Annotated in this window: 13 protein-coding genes; 6 read left to right on the top strand and 7 right to left on the bottom strand. The window is 39.4% G+C overall.

Translation table 11 applies throughout. The annotated features are described in order from the left end of the window. Positions 1 to 2: 2 nt before the first annotated feature. From SULBA_RS05860 to SULBA_RS05850, 3 genes are all read right to left on the bottom strand, one after another. Positions 3 to 1,031, bottom strand: coding sequence for a TRAP transporter substrate-binding protein (locus tag SULBA_RS05860; protein WP_014769358.1), 1,029 nt, complete (start codon positions 1,029 to 1,031; stop codon positions 3 to 5). Positions 1,032 to 1,124: 93 nt separating this feature from the next. Continuing rightward, complete coding sequence (gene gabT / locus SULBA_RS05855; RefSeq protein ID WP_014769357.1) at positions 1,125 to 2,408, bottom strand: 4-aminobutyrate--2-oxoglutarate transaminase; 1,284 nt, start codon at positions 2,406 to 2,408, stop codon at positions 1,125 to 1,127. Between the two features lie 351 nt (positions 2,409 to 2,759). After that, positions 2,760 to 4,658, bottom strand: a complete 1,899-nt coding sequence (locus tag SULBA_RS05850; RefSeq protein WP_014769356.1) for a methyl-accepting chemotaxis protein — start codon at positions 4,656 to 4,658, stop codon at positions 2,760 to 2,762. A 152-nt stretch (positions 4,659 to 4,810) separates the two neighbouring features. On the opposite strand from SULBA_RS05850, the gene SULBA_RS05845 reads away from it, so the two are divergent. The 4 genes from SULBA_RS05845 (at position 4,811) to SULBA_RS05830 (ending at position 7,081) form a co-directional block, all read left to right on the top strand. Then, positions 4,811 to 5,368, top strand: coding sequence for a hypothetical protein (locus tag SULBA_RS05845; protein WP_014769355.1), 558 nt, complete (start codon positions 4,811 to 4,813; stop codon positions 5,366 to 5,368). A gap of 62 nt (positions 5,369 to 5,430) precedes the next feature. Then, a complete protein-coding gene (locus SULBA_RS05840) occupies positions 5,431 to 5,748 on the top strand; it encodes a nucleotidyltransferase family protein (RefSeq protein ID WP_425353011.1) in 318 nt (105 codons plus the stop codon). Next, positions 5,745 to 6,092 carry a HepT-like ribonuclease domain-containing protein gene (locus tag SULBA_RS05835; RefSeq protein ID WP_014769353.1) on the top strand — a complete coding sequence of 116 codons (348 nt, stop codon included), beginning with the start codon at positions 5,745 to 5,747 and terminating at the stop codon, positions 6,090 to 6,092. Before SULBA_RS05840 ends, SULBA_RS05835 begins: the two co-directional genes overlap by 4 nt. Positions 6,093 to 6,223: 131 nt before the next feature. Then, a complete protein-coding gene (locus SULBA_RS05830) occupies positions 6,224 to 7,081 on the top strand; it encodes a hypothetical protein (protein ID WP_014769352.1) in 858 nt (285 codons plus the stop codon). A 61-nt stretch (positions 7,082 to 7,142) separates the two neighbouring features. Here SULBA_RS05830 and SULBA_RS13155 read toward each other — a convergent pair whose 3' ends face one another. From SULBA_RS13155 to SULBA_RS13020, 3 genes are read right to left on the bottom strand one after another with little or no spacing between them, the layout of a single operon-like run. Further along, positions 7,143 to 7,442 carry a Fic family protein gene (locus tag SULBA_RS13155; protein ID WP_280938018.1) on the bottom strand — a complete coding sequence of 100 codons (300 nt, stop codon included), beginning with the start codon at positions 7,440 to 7,442 and terminating at the stop codon, positions 7,143 to 7,145. 24 nt (positions 7,443 to 7,466) lie between these two features. After that, positions 7,467 to 7,751 carry a hypothetical protein gene (locus SULBA_RS13145; protein WP_245391446.1) on the bottom strand — a complete coding sequence of 95 codons (285 nt, stop codon included), beginning with the start codon at positions 7,749 to 7,751 and terminating at the stop codon, positions 7,467 to 7,469. Further along, positions 7,732 to 7,878 carry a hypothetical protein gene (locus tag SULBA_RS13020; RefSeq protein WP_014769351.1) on the bottom strand — a complete coding sequence of 49 codons (147 nt, stop codon included), beginning with the start codon at positions 7,876 to 7,878 and terminating at the stop codon, positions 7,732 to 7,734. The genes SULBA_RS13145 and SULBA_RS13020 overlap by 20 nt, the downstream gene beginning before the upstream one ends. 120 nt (positions 7,879 to 7,998) lie before the next feature. Here SULBA_RS13020 and SULBA_RS05820 point away from each other — a divergent pair, with 120 nt between their 5' ends. Further along, on the top strand, positions 7,999 to 10,113 hold the full coding sequence (locus tag SULBA_RS05820) for a helix-hairpin-helix domain-containing protein (RefSeq protein ID WP_014769350.1): 2,115 nt from the start codon (positions 7,999 to 8,001) through the stop codon (positions 10,111 to 10,113). A gap of 43 nt (positions 10,114 to 10,156) precedes the next feature. Here the strand turns inward: SULBA_RS05820 and fumC are convergent, their stop codons facing one another. After that, a complete protein-coding gene (fumC, locus tag SULBA_RS05815; protein ID WP_014769349.1) occupies positions 10,157 to 11,548 on the bottom strand; it encodes a class II fumarate hydratase in 1,392 nt (463 codons plus the stop codon). A 147-nt stretch (positions 11,549 to 11,695) separates the two neighbouring features. On the opposite strand from fumC, the gene SULBA_RS12730 reads away from it, so the two are divergent. Beyond that, the gene (locus tag SULBA_RS12730; protein ID WP_014769348.1) at positions 11,696 to 12,613 is read left to right on the top strand and encodes an AraC family transcriptional regulator; all 918 of its coding nucleotides are present in this window, start codon (positions 11,696 to 11,698) and stop codon (positions 12,611 to 12,613) included. The last annotated feature ends 31 nt before the right edge of the window (positions 12,614 to 12,644 follow it).

Raw genomic sequence — 12,644 nt, 5'->3', positions numbered from 1 at the left:
AATTATTGTGCTTGAGTCTTTTTAAGAATATCAATCAACTCTTTGCTGTATTTATCCGCAGCTGCGTATTCATCCCACAAGCCTGCACCTGCTTTTTTCCATGCAGCTTTATCCGCATCTGAAGGGGCAGGACTCCATTGTAAACCTTTGGCTTCCATTTGAGCAATCGCTTCACTTTCCCATTTTTTAGACATCGCTAATTGTGTTTTTGCATGCTCAACTGTGGCTTCTTGAACAGCCTTTTTTAAATTATCTGGCAATTTATTCCAAGCAGCCTTATTGACTAAAATAGGCAATACTTGCGCACCTGCTAGTGGTAATTTGTACATGTATTTTGCGACTTCTACGTGGTTACCATCTCTATGATCAATCATGTTACTACCGATTGAGCCATCAATAACACCCGTTGCTAAACTGGTATAAATTTCACTCCATGCTAAAGAGACAGGCGATGCGCCAAGGTTTCTAAGGAATTTACCATACGCTCCTGGTGCTCTAATTTTAAGACCTTTGAAATCTTCTACAGAGTTAATAGGTTTTTTGGTGATAATATAGACCGCTGGTTGAATGTAAGGCTCTAGCCAGACAAGTCCTTGAGAACCATACGCTTGTGTTAGGACTTTGTCCCAGCCATCATTATGAAAGAGCTTATACAATTCATCAGGATTGTCTGTTCCACCAGGTAAACCAATTTCCACAACACCTGCTGGTAATTCACCTGCGTGCATAGATTGGAACGGTGCTGCCATGGTAATTAAGCCTGATTTTGCTGCTGCGAGTAAACCTGAGGTACCAACGCCCTCTCCTGAATAAAGAACTTGAACTTTGATTTTACCCTCAGTTCTTTTCTCTATGTCTTTAGCAAGTCCTTCGTACAATTCACCAAAGGCAGTACCTCTACCATAAAGGTTTGCAAATCTCCAATTATAATCCGCTGCTGATGCAGTATCCACGATAGCCATAACTCCTAATAGCGCAATGACGGAAGTCGTCACTATGTTTTTCTTAATATTACGGATGAAATTCAACATTAATACATCTCCTTCTGTGTTATTGATTGTAATTTTGTATTCGCTCTAAAAAATAATGATGCGTCTAGAAGTACTGCTTCCTCCTTGTATGGTTTATTTTTGGACTACGTGTGCAAACAATTCACTAAATTTGTCTAAGCCTTCATTGGCAATAGCATCACTCATGGTAAGGGCAGGTAAGAAACGAATGACATTTCCATTAAAGCCGCATGAGAGTAAAATGAGTCCAAATTGCGTCGCATTGGCAATGATTTTTTGTGTCAATTCGACATTGGGTTTTGTATAATCACCCTCCATCATCAACTCTAAGGCTATCATAGCGCCTTGATTTCTTACATCGCTGATAAGCTCTGGGTATTGTGTTTTGAGGGCATTTAACCTTGTGTTAAACAATGCGCCAAGCTGATTTGAGCGTGTCAAGAGATCTTCTTCTTCCATGATTTCTAAAACGGCTAAGGCTGCAGCACATGCCACGGGTGAACCACCATAGGTTCCACCAAGTCCTCCAGGAATTGGGGCATCCATAATATCAGCTTTTCCCACAACGGCAGAAAGAGGATACCCTCCAGCAATACCTTTTGCCATCGTCATCAAGTCAGGCTCAATCCCAGAGTATTCGATGTTGAACATTTTGCCTGTTCTTCCAAATCCAGATTGAATTTCATCCACAATCATGACAATACCATGCTCATCACACAGTGCTCTTATGGCTTGCAACAGTTCTAAAGGTGCAGCATAAAAACCACCCTCACCTTGTACAGGCTCAATGATAAACGCGGCAATATCCTCAGGAATAATGTCAGATTTAAAAAGATTTTTGATAGCTTTAAGTGTATCTTTGACTGTGGTATCGGTTTGTACGCATGGAAAAGGTATATGATAAATATCGCCCGCAAAAGGACCAAAAGCTTTTTTGTAAGGAGCAGTTTTGCCCGTAAGTGCCATCGTTAAGTTGGTTCTGCCATGAAAACCTCCGTTAAATGCCACAACACCACGACGTCCTGTATAGGCTCGTGCAATTTTGACACAATTCTCAACGGCTTCTGCACCGGTTGATACAAAAATAGCTTTTTTTTCACTCGGTCCTGGAGCAATTTTAGTGAGTTTTTCTGCCAATTCTACGGCCACTTCATACGGGTTGACCATGACGCATGTGTGACTAAAATTTTCAATTTGTTTTTTGACCGCATCAATGATTTTTGGATGGCTATGCCCTGTATTACACACCGCAATACCTGTTCCAAAATCGATGTATCGATTCTCTTCCACATCCCATAACTCGGCATTTTTAGCACGTTTTACAAAAATAGGATACGCATTCCCTTGTCCTCGTGCAAATGCTTTATTTTTTCTCTCCTGAAGCTCTTTGTTCTTCATTGTTCCACCTTTTGTATTGGTTTTTAACTACCAATGATTTTTGAAAACTACTGGTAAGCTTTTTTATCTTGATTATAAAGGCACACAACAATTCAAATAACTTTAAATTGTCATACTTTTATAATTAACAACCCTATCATAATAAAATTGCAATACGCAAGAGTACCATATAAAAATTCCTATTTTTGCGTCACGAGTGATTAAAATGTAACCACGCTTCACAAGGAAAATCAAAAGGGAATCCTTAACTTTTGAGGAGATAATTTAAGAGATTTAGGAAGACTTTTTAAGCTTGAGAGTTTACATGTAAAAGCATTGGGTACATCAAAAATGTACCCATAAGAGATGGACTTAAGATTTAAATTTTGCTAATTCGTTATTGAGAGTTTCTGTTAGTTCATGGAGGTGTTCACTTGCCCCTGCAATCTCTTCAACACTACGTGTATTGGTATTGGTCAGTGCACTTATCGCTTCGATGTCTTTGGTGATTGCATCAATCTGCGTGGATGTGTCAATATAATCTTGCACGGTCTTTTTCGTATTGCTAATGGTTCGACCAAGCACACCCGTAACCTCTGAAACATTGGACTGAACATTAATAGAAATATCAGAAATTTTATTGATATTGAGCGAATTGGTATTCATCTCCATGCTCGCACCATTAATGGATTGTGTAACCACATTTATGGTTGCGTTAATTTCAACCAAAGACTTTTGGGTCCGCTCGGCAAGCTTTCGTACTTCATCGGCAACTACAGCAAAGCCACGCCCGTGTTCACCTGCACGTGCCGCTTCTATCGCAGCATTCAGCGCTAATAAATTGGTCTGATCAGCAATATCATTAATCACATTAAGAATATTTTTAACTTCTGTGGTGTTATCGCTTACCAGGGTGAGTTTGTTGGCAAGTTCAACCTCATTATGCGCTGTATTTTGGAGCAGTGTTGAGAGATTTGATACATTTTCTTCCACTCGTTTAAGACTATGTGTCACCTCTTCTAATTCATTTTTGGAAGCTTCAGCACTTGAGATAGAAGCTTGCAGATAATTTTTTAAAGCAAGTGCATCTGTGGTTGTTTTCCGCACAATCATCGCCTCTTCTTCAGCACGTTTACCCACATCAATAGCAGAGATAGAAAGCTCATGCGCTACGGAGGCATTTTCCGCACTGTTGGTTTTTGCAGTTGTGATGATGGTATGAATCTTATGAATGAACAGATTAATATTTTCACCAATTTTGCCCAATTCATCTTTGGAGTGAATGACAAGACGTTGCGTCAAATCGCCATCATTACTTGAGAGATTTCTAATAACATCATTGAGCTTTATCAAAGGTTTAAACTGAGCGTTGAGGATAAATTGCAATAAAAAGAGTGAAGCTACAACCATAATCAGACCTGTAAAAAGAAGGGTTATAAACATCTCTTGAATAGGTTTAAACGCTACATCTTTTTCTATTGATATAAAAACAATCCAGCCATTAACCAGTTTATTAAACGCTAAAAATTTCTCTTTTCCATCACTTGCAGTGTATTCGTATGTACCTGTTTCATTATTTTTCACTAAAGATTCAAGATTTTTAAGCGAAGCGGTAGCGTTATAAAGCACTTTGCCAATTAATTCTTTTTTGGGATGTACCGTTCGCTCTCCTAGTTCATTGATGGCAAAAGCATACCCACCTTCAAACTTAATTGTATTGATTTTTTCAATAACGTGTGTTAAATAGACATCGTTAGAGACAACGCCTTTAAATACGCCATCAACCATAACAGGTGTTGCAATGGAAATTGTGGGCTGCCCCGTAGTTGCATCGGTATACACATCGGTGATGACAGACTTTTTCTCCGCTTTCGCCTTGATGTACCACGGTCGTTTTCGAGGGTCGTACCCCTCTTTTGCTTTTGTCTCATCGCTATAGACCATTAAGCCCGTCTCTTCCACGCCCATATATGCCATAGCCGCTTTCGTCTTTACTGAGGCAGTTTTAAGGTAAGGCTTCATCGACGCTTCCGTAAAAACGTCTAAACGAGAGAGCGTTTCAGCTGTTGTCTCTAAGACGGCTTGTTGTTCACTAAACCATGCATTAATATCTATCTTTAAAGCATTGGCTTTACTTAATTGTGTTTGCCCTATTTCCGTGCGTAGCGCCTCTTTTGCATTGTTAAAACTAAAAATCCCTAAAATCAACAGAGAAATCCCTAAAAACAGCCCTGAAGAGAGGGCAATTTTTTGTTTAAATCCAACCTGCATAACACTCCTTTGTGTACCATGACAATATCAATGTTTCATCCAATCATGCAAGTATCATACTAAAGCAGCATTACCAAATTATTACTATATAAACATAGCATAGAACAATTTAGCTATGATACTGAAACGATAAACGTGCTAAGGGAGAGACAATGAGACGATTTTTGATGCGTATCTCTTTGGGGTTCATCTTTGCGAGCCTTGTGTTAAATGCCGTTCTGGTACTGCTGTTTTCATGGACGTACACAGCGCTTACTCAAGAGACACTCATCGCCACGGTTTCCTTTAGCAAACCTTATGAGAGCAGTGGGTTTCATATCGCTCATCTAAATGGCGAAGATGGCAAAGTGGTTGGAGACTTTAAAATCTATGGTGAGCAGTGGCGCATCGATGCTAAATTTATGAAAATGAAATACTGGTCAAATCTTTTAAAACTAGACTCTCGCTACGTTTTAGAGCGCTTTGAAGGACGTTACAAAAAGAGTGAAGACCAAAACACTCAGCAAAAACTCTCACACGATCTAGGCGAAAACACCTTACTAGACCGATTCACCCTATTTGGCTGGAATCCCTTCGTCGACATCGAATACGGAAGCTCCGTTTATCAAGAAATCACACTCAATCAACGCTTTGAAATCTACAAAACCCCAACAGGCTTTGTAGTGCGAAGAGCTTCTTTACCAGCGGATGTGAATACACTTCAGAAATGATTTTTTAGTTTTACATGTAAAGCTAATATTATCGAAGTAATGGACTTTTTTGATACAATAAAATAAAAAATTTAAGGAAAGAAAAGATGAGTGAAAAAGAGCTAATTTTGCAAAAATTATCTGTCTTAAAAGCTCAACTTGCACCCAACTATCATATCACATCACTTGCTCTTTTTGGTTCAATGGCAAGAGGCGAGGCGACAGAAAAAAGCGATATTGATGTACTCGTCGATTTTTCGCAAACTCCTGATTTATTGACTTTTATCGAACTCGAAGAGAAACTAAAAAGTGCACTGGGTAAAAATGTTGATTTGGTGCCCAAACGAAAACTAAGAGCTGAACTCTCCCAAACCATTCTCCAAGAAGCGATTGCGGTATGAAACGCAATTATATTTTATACCTTGATGATATTCTCAAAAGCATTCACAAGATAGAAACATTCACCGCTGGCTATGACTTTGAACGCTTCAAGGCTGATGATAAAACAGTAAGCGCTTGTGTTCGTGAAATAGAAGTTATCGGTGAAGCCACCAAACAAATCCCCGATGAAATAGCCTCCAAATACCTCCAAATTCCTTGGTCACTCATGGCAAAAATGCGTGATAAGCTCATTCATTGGTACTTTGAAATCGATGAAGAGATTGTTTGGAAAGTGATTACTGAGCAGTTTCCAACGCTTAAAGTTCAAATAGAGGTGATGAAAAAAGAGTTGGTGGCAAGATAAAAGTTAAAAATTTAGTTCCGATCCTTTTTGTTTTTTGTTATCAACTGCTTTTTGAAGCTTAGTGATGACAAAAAAGCTCTTCTGTTTAACTAACAGTTTGGGTTTGATAAATGTATTATCGAAGGAAAACAATGAATACATCGTATGAAGAAAAAACATTTGAAAATTATTTTAATGCAGAATTGGGTAATTTAAGTTCTGTCTATTTCCCTCTTGGTCAGACACAAGAAGGAGTCATAGGTGCAGATTCTGTAGCATATTCAAAAAATAGGCAACTATGGAAGATGTTCGGTTATCCTTGGTTTTGGTTTCAGCCACCTTACAGAGGTAGAAATTTACAGGATATTGCACAGGAGATGGAGTATCATACAAAAGCAAGTATTCACAATATACCAAAAATAAAAACCAACTTATTATTTCAGTACAAAAGATCTGAATATTTGATATTACCTTCGAGCGGACAATGGAGTCATTGGAAACAACCATATTTTAGATATGAAATATATCCAAAACAGCAAAAATTACTTGAGCATCTTGAAGGTCAGTTTGGACAACAAGCATTGGTTTTATATGCTGCACCTGCTATTAAAAATGTGGAAGAATTAGTAGAAGCAAGTATGAAAAAACAGATAATTGAAAAAACAAACTTTCAAAAAGTGTCAAACTTGTCAGGGCATCATAAAAATACATTTGTTCAAGCGGGAACAATCTCAAAAGCATTTAGTCAACCAGAAAAAATTGAAAATGTTGATTTACTAAAAACTTTAAACAATATAGATGGTCAAGATTTTAGTTTTGACAAATTAACTTCATTTACATCAACAGTCAATGAAGTTATGAGAGAAAGCAATGAGTATAATCGTTCATTCAATTTATTGATGGAGCAGTATTCAAATCTTCAAGAATATAGAACTTTTTATGGATTAATGCAAATGAAAGTTTTTAAAGAATTAACTGGTATTCAGTGGTCAATGAGTTTTGAATATTAAGAAAAATATTTATTTTCTTTGTTGATAAATTAAATCAAAGATAGGAGTCCGAGCTAAACTTTTAACTTTTTGTTAATCCATTTTCAATAATCTCTTCCATCTTAGAACTGTCAGCATATTGCACACACAAAATTGATGCTTCGATATAGGCATTATTTTCAATAGTCATGGAATAATCAATAAAATTATAACCATTGTAAAGGCAAAGCATATCGATGAAAAGGCGGAGTATTCGACCGTTTAGTTCATAAAAAGGATGCAAGGCTATCAGCTCACTTTTGTAGTATGCCAGTTTTTTTGCAAATTCTTTTTTATCTTTACATGTAAGAAGATAAGCGTCCTTTTTGAGTTCGGTAAAGATTCTTGTAGACTCGCTTGGAAGGTACTATGCTAGGCAAAATTGTGAGTCGCCTTTGCTCATATTGACCGTGCGATACACTCCTGCAAAATCGTACAAAGACTCAAATGTTTTTTTGTGAAGATTGATGAAATAGGTTTCATCGAAGAGTGTTTTTTCAGTGATTTGGGAGGGAAATTTTTCGTAGGCTTGAAAGAGAAGATTGTTTTCTATTTCGTGGATAATATCTGCATCAGCAATGCCTAGTTTGTTTTTAGGAACATCCGTTCCTTCAATGTAGATAGGACTCTCATCAAGCCGATATTTTGACATTGTACTTTGCCATAATCTCTTTAGCTTGTTGTTGCAAAAGTTTAGATGCAGGCTTGTAGCCTTCTATACTTTGGGAGATTGAAACAACTTTTTTGATCGTTTCTTTTGAAATTTCGCGTGATTTCATAACCCGTTACCTTTGTTTTACAGATGTCTAATTGTATCAAATTTTTAAATATATAGAGACAAATTTCGTTACAATACCTCCTCCAAAAATCTTTACATGTAAAGCAAGGAATTTAATTTTATGAATCCACTTATTCCCATTTTAGTCCAAAAAACAGGCATTGCCAAAGAAAATATCATCAACATTTTAAAACTGTTAGAAGAGGGCTCAACCATTCCTTTTATTGCCCGTTACCGCAAGGAGATGACGGGTGGGGCGAGTGATGAGCAGCTTCGTGTGTTTGAGAACATTTATGCCTATGCGAAGAAACTCCATGAGCGCAAAGAGGAGATTTTGCGGTTGATTGCGGAGAAAGCTCGGTTGAGCGATGAGGTGAAAAGTGCGGTGGAAAAAGCGCAAACACTTCAAGTCCTAGAAGACATCTACCGACCTTTTAAAGAGAAGAAAAACACCCGTGCGGCTCTTGCGATTGCGGCAGGTTTGACGCCTTTGGCGGACATTTTAGAGCGTGCCGAACTTGAAATAGAAGCGTTTGAGAAAAAGGCGCAGGGTTTTGTGAATGAGAAAAGGGGGAGTGTCAAAGAGGCGATTGCAGGGGCGCAAGATATTATTGCAGAGCGTTACAGTGATGATGCGAAAGAGCGAGAGTATTGGAGGGCGCAACTGCATGATTACGCCTCATTTGAGATCAAAGCAACCAAAACGCTCAAGCCTGATGGACTTTACGCCAAATTGGCAGGAAAAAGTGAGCGCATCGCCTCCATTCCCTCCCACCGCTACCTTGCGATGATGCGTGGTGTGAGCGAAAAAGAGTTACATGTAAAGATACTGCACGAGATGGAACGAGTGGAAAGTGCTGTTGATCGTTACCGCATACCACGCAATGCTAAAAGTTCCAAAAGCTATCTTTTGGAAGCCTATTTGGATGGGTTTAAACGACTTTTGTTTCCTTCATTAGAGCGTGAAATTCATGTCATTGTCAAAGAAAGAGCCGATACACAGGCGATTGCGACCTTTGGGAAAAATCTCTCTCAACTGCTTAACACACCACCCGTTACTAAGCGTGTGATTTTAGGCGTTGACCCAGCGTATCGCACGGGGTGCAAACTGGCTGTCGTGGATGAGCATGGCACGTATATCACGCATGCGGTTATCTACCCAACACCGCCCCAAAGTGACTATGAAAAATCCGCTAAAGTCATTAAAGAGTTTACGCAAAAATACCACATCACCGCCGTGGCGATTGGCAATGGTACGGGCTCTCGTGAGAGCCAAGAGTTTTTTGCACGTTTAAACCGTGAAGAAGGATTGAGTCTTGCCTACACGGTGGTTTCTGAAGCGGGTGCTTCCATCTATTCGGCTTCAAAAATTGCCACAGAGGAGTACCCGAACCTTGACGTGACCATCCGTGGGGCTATTTCCATCGCACAACGTCTGCGTGATCCTATGGCAGCACTGGTGAAAATCGACCCAAAATCGCTAGGAATAGGTCAATACCAACACGATGTCGACCAAAAACAGTTGGAGAAAAAACTGAATGAAGTCATCGAAGATTTGGTAAACCGCATCGGGGTTGATCCCAACAGTGCGTCCATTTCTTTGCTTTCGTATGTGGCAGGTGTGGGCGCAAAGCTTGCCAAAGCAATTGTTGAGCATCGTGAAAGCAAAGGAGCGTTTAAAAGCAAGTCGGAGCTTTTACATGTAAAGGGTTTGGGTGCGAAAGCCTACGAACAATGTGCGGGATTTTTCCGCATTCGTGAGGGCAAAAGCGTGCTTGACAACACGGGTGTTCATCCTGAGAGTTACGCCATAGCACAAAAACTTTTAGCACGTTCTGATTTGGCGACACTTTCTAAGGAGCAAATTATCGCTTTAGCAAAAGAGCAAGGCATCGGAGAAGTCACGCTTCAAGACATTGTGGCTGAGCTTTTAAAACCGGGGTTTGATCCTAGAGAAGAGTTGCCTCCCATTGCCTTTCGCTCGGATTTGACAGATATTAACGAACTTAGCGAAGGCTCTATCGTCTCAGGCGTAGTGCGAAATATCGCCGATTTTGGAGCGTTTGTGGACATTGGACTTAAAAACGATGGGCTGATTCACATCTCGCAGATGAGTGATAAACGCATCGCCCATCCTTTGGAAGTCTTAAGCATCAATCAGCAACTCATGCGCATTCGTGTGTTGGAAGTCGATAAAGAAAAAGGCAAGGTAAGCCTAAGCCTCAAAGAGAATTAGGCTTACATGTAAAGAAGAAGCGACGCTTTATCGCTTCCTTTTTTTAGGCTTTTGGGTGAATCATCTCGGATGGAATAACGTACTTATCAAAATCACTTTCACTTAAAAGTTCCAACTTCACGCACGCCTCTTTGAGGCTTAAACCCTCTTTATGCGCCAATTTTGCCACTTTCGCCGCATTTTCATAGCCAATGTAAGGATTGAGGGCGGTGACGAGCATCAGTGAATTATTGAGGTTATGCGTGAGTTTTTCCGTGTTGGCTTCAATTCCTTGCGCACAATGAATGCGAAACGAATCCATCACATCGCTTAAGAGCCTCACTTGCTGTAAGAAATTGTAGATGATGACAGGCTTAAAGACATTCAGCTCAAAATTACCCTGACTTGCCCCAAACGCAATAGCAGCGTCTGCTCCAAAGACTTGGCATGTCACCATCGTCACGGCTTCGGCTTGCGTGGGATTGACTTTACCTGGCATAATGGAACTGCCTGGCTCATTTTCAGGAATACTGAGCTCCCCTATGCCACACCTAGGCCCTGAGGCGAGCCAACGAATATCATTGGCGATTTTCATTAAATTGGCGGACAAACCTTTGTTTGCTCCACTGGCAAACACAAGGGCATCGTGTGAGGTGAGCGCATGAAATTTATTGGGGGCGGAGACAAACTGCTTTTGTGTCAGTTTTGAAAGCTCCACACTAACCATTTCACCTAGTTTTGGATGGGCATTAATACCCGTTCCCACCGCCGTTCCACCAATGGCAAGTTCTCGCAAAGACTCTAATGCAAGGCGAATATGCGAGGCACTGTGTTCTAGCATACTTTTATACCCGCTAAACTCTTGTCCTAAGGTCAGAGGTGTGGCATCTTGAAGGTGGGTTCGCCCTATTTTGATGATGGAGGCAAACGCTTTTTCTTTTTCCTCCAACACCGCTTGCAATTTGGCTAAGGATGGCAAAAGTTTCTCTTCCACTTCTATGACACTGGCAATATGCATCGCTGTGGGAAAGGTGTCGTTAGAGCTTTGAGACATATTGACATGGTCATTTGGGTGCACGAGTTTTTCCTTGCGAAAATCCCCACCTAAAATCTCCGTCGCACGATTGGCGATGACTTCATTAAGGTTCATGTTGGTTTGAGTACCACTGCCTGTTTGCCAAATGGCTAAAGGAAACTCTTCATCAAACTTCCCTGCTAAAATCTCATCGCACGCCTGAATAATCGCTTCGGCTTTTTTGGCATCAAGCTTGCCTAGGTTCTGATTGACCGTTGCAAGAGAACGCTTCAAATAAGCAAACGCACGAATCAATTCATGAGGCATTTTCTCCGTCCCTATGCGAAAATTCTCCAAACTACGCTCGCTTTGTGCTCCCCAATAACGCTCATTAGGAACTTTAATCTCACCCATCGTATCTTTTTCAATGCGATACTCCATGAAAACTCCTTTGATGAAAAAATAATCATAGTATCGTACAATAAAGATTATATTTTGATAAACATTTTCAGAAAAAAATAATTTTTATATTTTTAGAAACGATGGGGTATACTATCCGTACTTTTGTATAGTTTTGGAGCTATCCTTATGATATTACTAAGCTTAAAAGATGCTATGAAAATCTACCAATACTCGTTTATGAAACATCCAAAATTTGGTCTTGATTTGCATCGTGACAATGTAGACATCGATGGCGTTGCCATTTTAGAAAAAGATGTCAATTTACAAAAAAAGACCGCACTAAAATTTGACTTTTATGCCCTACTTTTGTGCCTTGATGGTGAACTTATACGCCACCTTAATCACTACACCTACACAATTACAAAACATACCTTACAACTCATTCCCCCCAATACCATCTACTCTTTTGAAAACATTACAGAAACAACAGAAATTTACATTTTACTCTTTAGTGAATCTTATATTAAGGCGTATCAAGAACATCACATTAGCCCAACAATTCAACAGCTCTTTGATTATCACCATAATAATCTAAGCCCCGTGCATCTTTCTACCTCTATGTATACACGTATTCTTAATTTATATATGGATATTAATACCGAATTGCATGAAAAACAAGAAGGGCATCATTTACTCATACGCCTCATTATTTTAAAACTGCTTATGCTTTTAAAACGTGAAAAAATGGCACAAAAAACGGCTATTGTCTTTACATCACGTGCACAACACATTACGCATTGCTATTTAGAACTGATTGAAAAACACTTTTTAGAGTATAAAAAAGTATCAGACTATGCACAATTGCTTCATATCTCATCCAAACATTTGGGCGAAACCATCAAAGAGACTTTGGGTAAAAATGCCCTCTCGTGCATTCATCATCGCCTTTTTAAAGAGGCACTTTATTTGCTAGAATATACCAATTTATCCATTGCAGCCATTGCTTCTATGCTTGGATTTCAAACACCTTCTGAGTTTTCACGCTTTTTTAAATCGTATCATACAATGACGCCCAAAGCATTTCGGTTGGGTCTTTTTCACTAAGGTTCTTCTTTCTCCATCTTTTTGTTTATAA

This window comes from Sulfurospirillum barnesii SES-3, assembly GCF_000265295.1.
Taxonomy (GTDB): domain Bacteria; phylum Campylobacterota; class Campylobacteria; order Campylobacterales; family Sulfurospirillaceae; genus Sulfurospirillum; species Sulfurospirillum barnesii.
The sequence above is the reverse complement of the archived record's forward strand: the minus strand, read 5'-3'. Positions and strand labels throughout refer to the sequence as shown.

What these genes read in the sequence shown, in the direction of transcription:
- SULBA_RS13020 (WP_014769351.1), bottom strand. Translation starts at nt 7,878, where the DNA reads ATGAAATCACGCGAAATTTCAAAAGAAACGATCAAAAAAGTTGTTTCA.
- SULBA_RS05820 (WP_014769350.1), top strand. Translation starts at nt 7,999, where the DNA reads ATGAATCCACTTATTCCCATTTTAGTCCAAAAAACAGGCATTGCCAAA.
- SULBA_RS12730 (WP_014769348.1), top strand. Translation starts at nt 11,696, where the DNA reads ATGATATTACTAAGCTTAAAAGATGCTATGAAAATCTACCAATACTCG.
- SULBA_RS13145 (WP_245391446.1), bottom strand. Translation starts at nt 7,751, where the DNA reads ATGTCAAAATATCGGCTTGATGAGAGTCCTATCTACATTGAAGGAACG.
- SULBA_RS05860 (WP_014769358.1), bottom strand. Translation starts at nt 1,031, where the DNA reads ATGTTGAATTTCATCCGTAATATTAAGAAAAACATAGTGACGACTTCC.
- SULBA_RS05835 (WP_014769353.1), top strand. Translation starts at nt 5,745, where the DNA reads ATGAAACGCAATTATATTTTATACCTTGATGATATTCTCAAAAGCATT.
- SULBA_RS05830 (WP_014769352.1), top strand. Translation starts at nt 6,224, where the DNA reads ATGAATACATCGTATGAAGAAAAAACATTTGAAAATTATTTTAATGCA.
- SULBA_RS05845 (WP_014769355.1), top strand. Translation starts at nt 4,811, where the DNA reads ATGAGACGATTTTTGATGCGTATCTCTTTGGGGTTCATCTTTGCGAGC.
- SULBA_RS05850 (WP_014769356.1), bottom strand. Translation starts at nt 4,658, where the DNA reads ATGCAGGTTGGATTTAAACAAAAAATTGCCCTCTCTTCAGGGCTGTTT.
- gabT (WP_014769357.1), bottom strand. Translation starts at nt 2,408, where the DNA reads ATGAAGAACAAAGAGCTTCAGGAGAGAAAAAATAAAGCATTTGCACGA.
- fumC (WP_014769349.1), bottom strand. Translation starts at nt 11,548, where the DNA reads ATGGAGTATCGCATTGAAAAAGATACGATGGGTGAGATTAAAGTTCCT.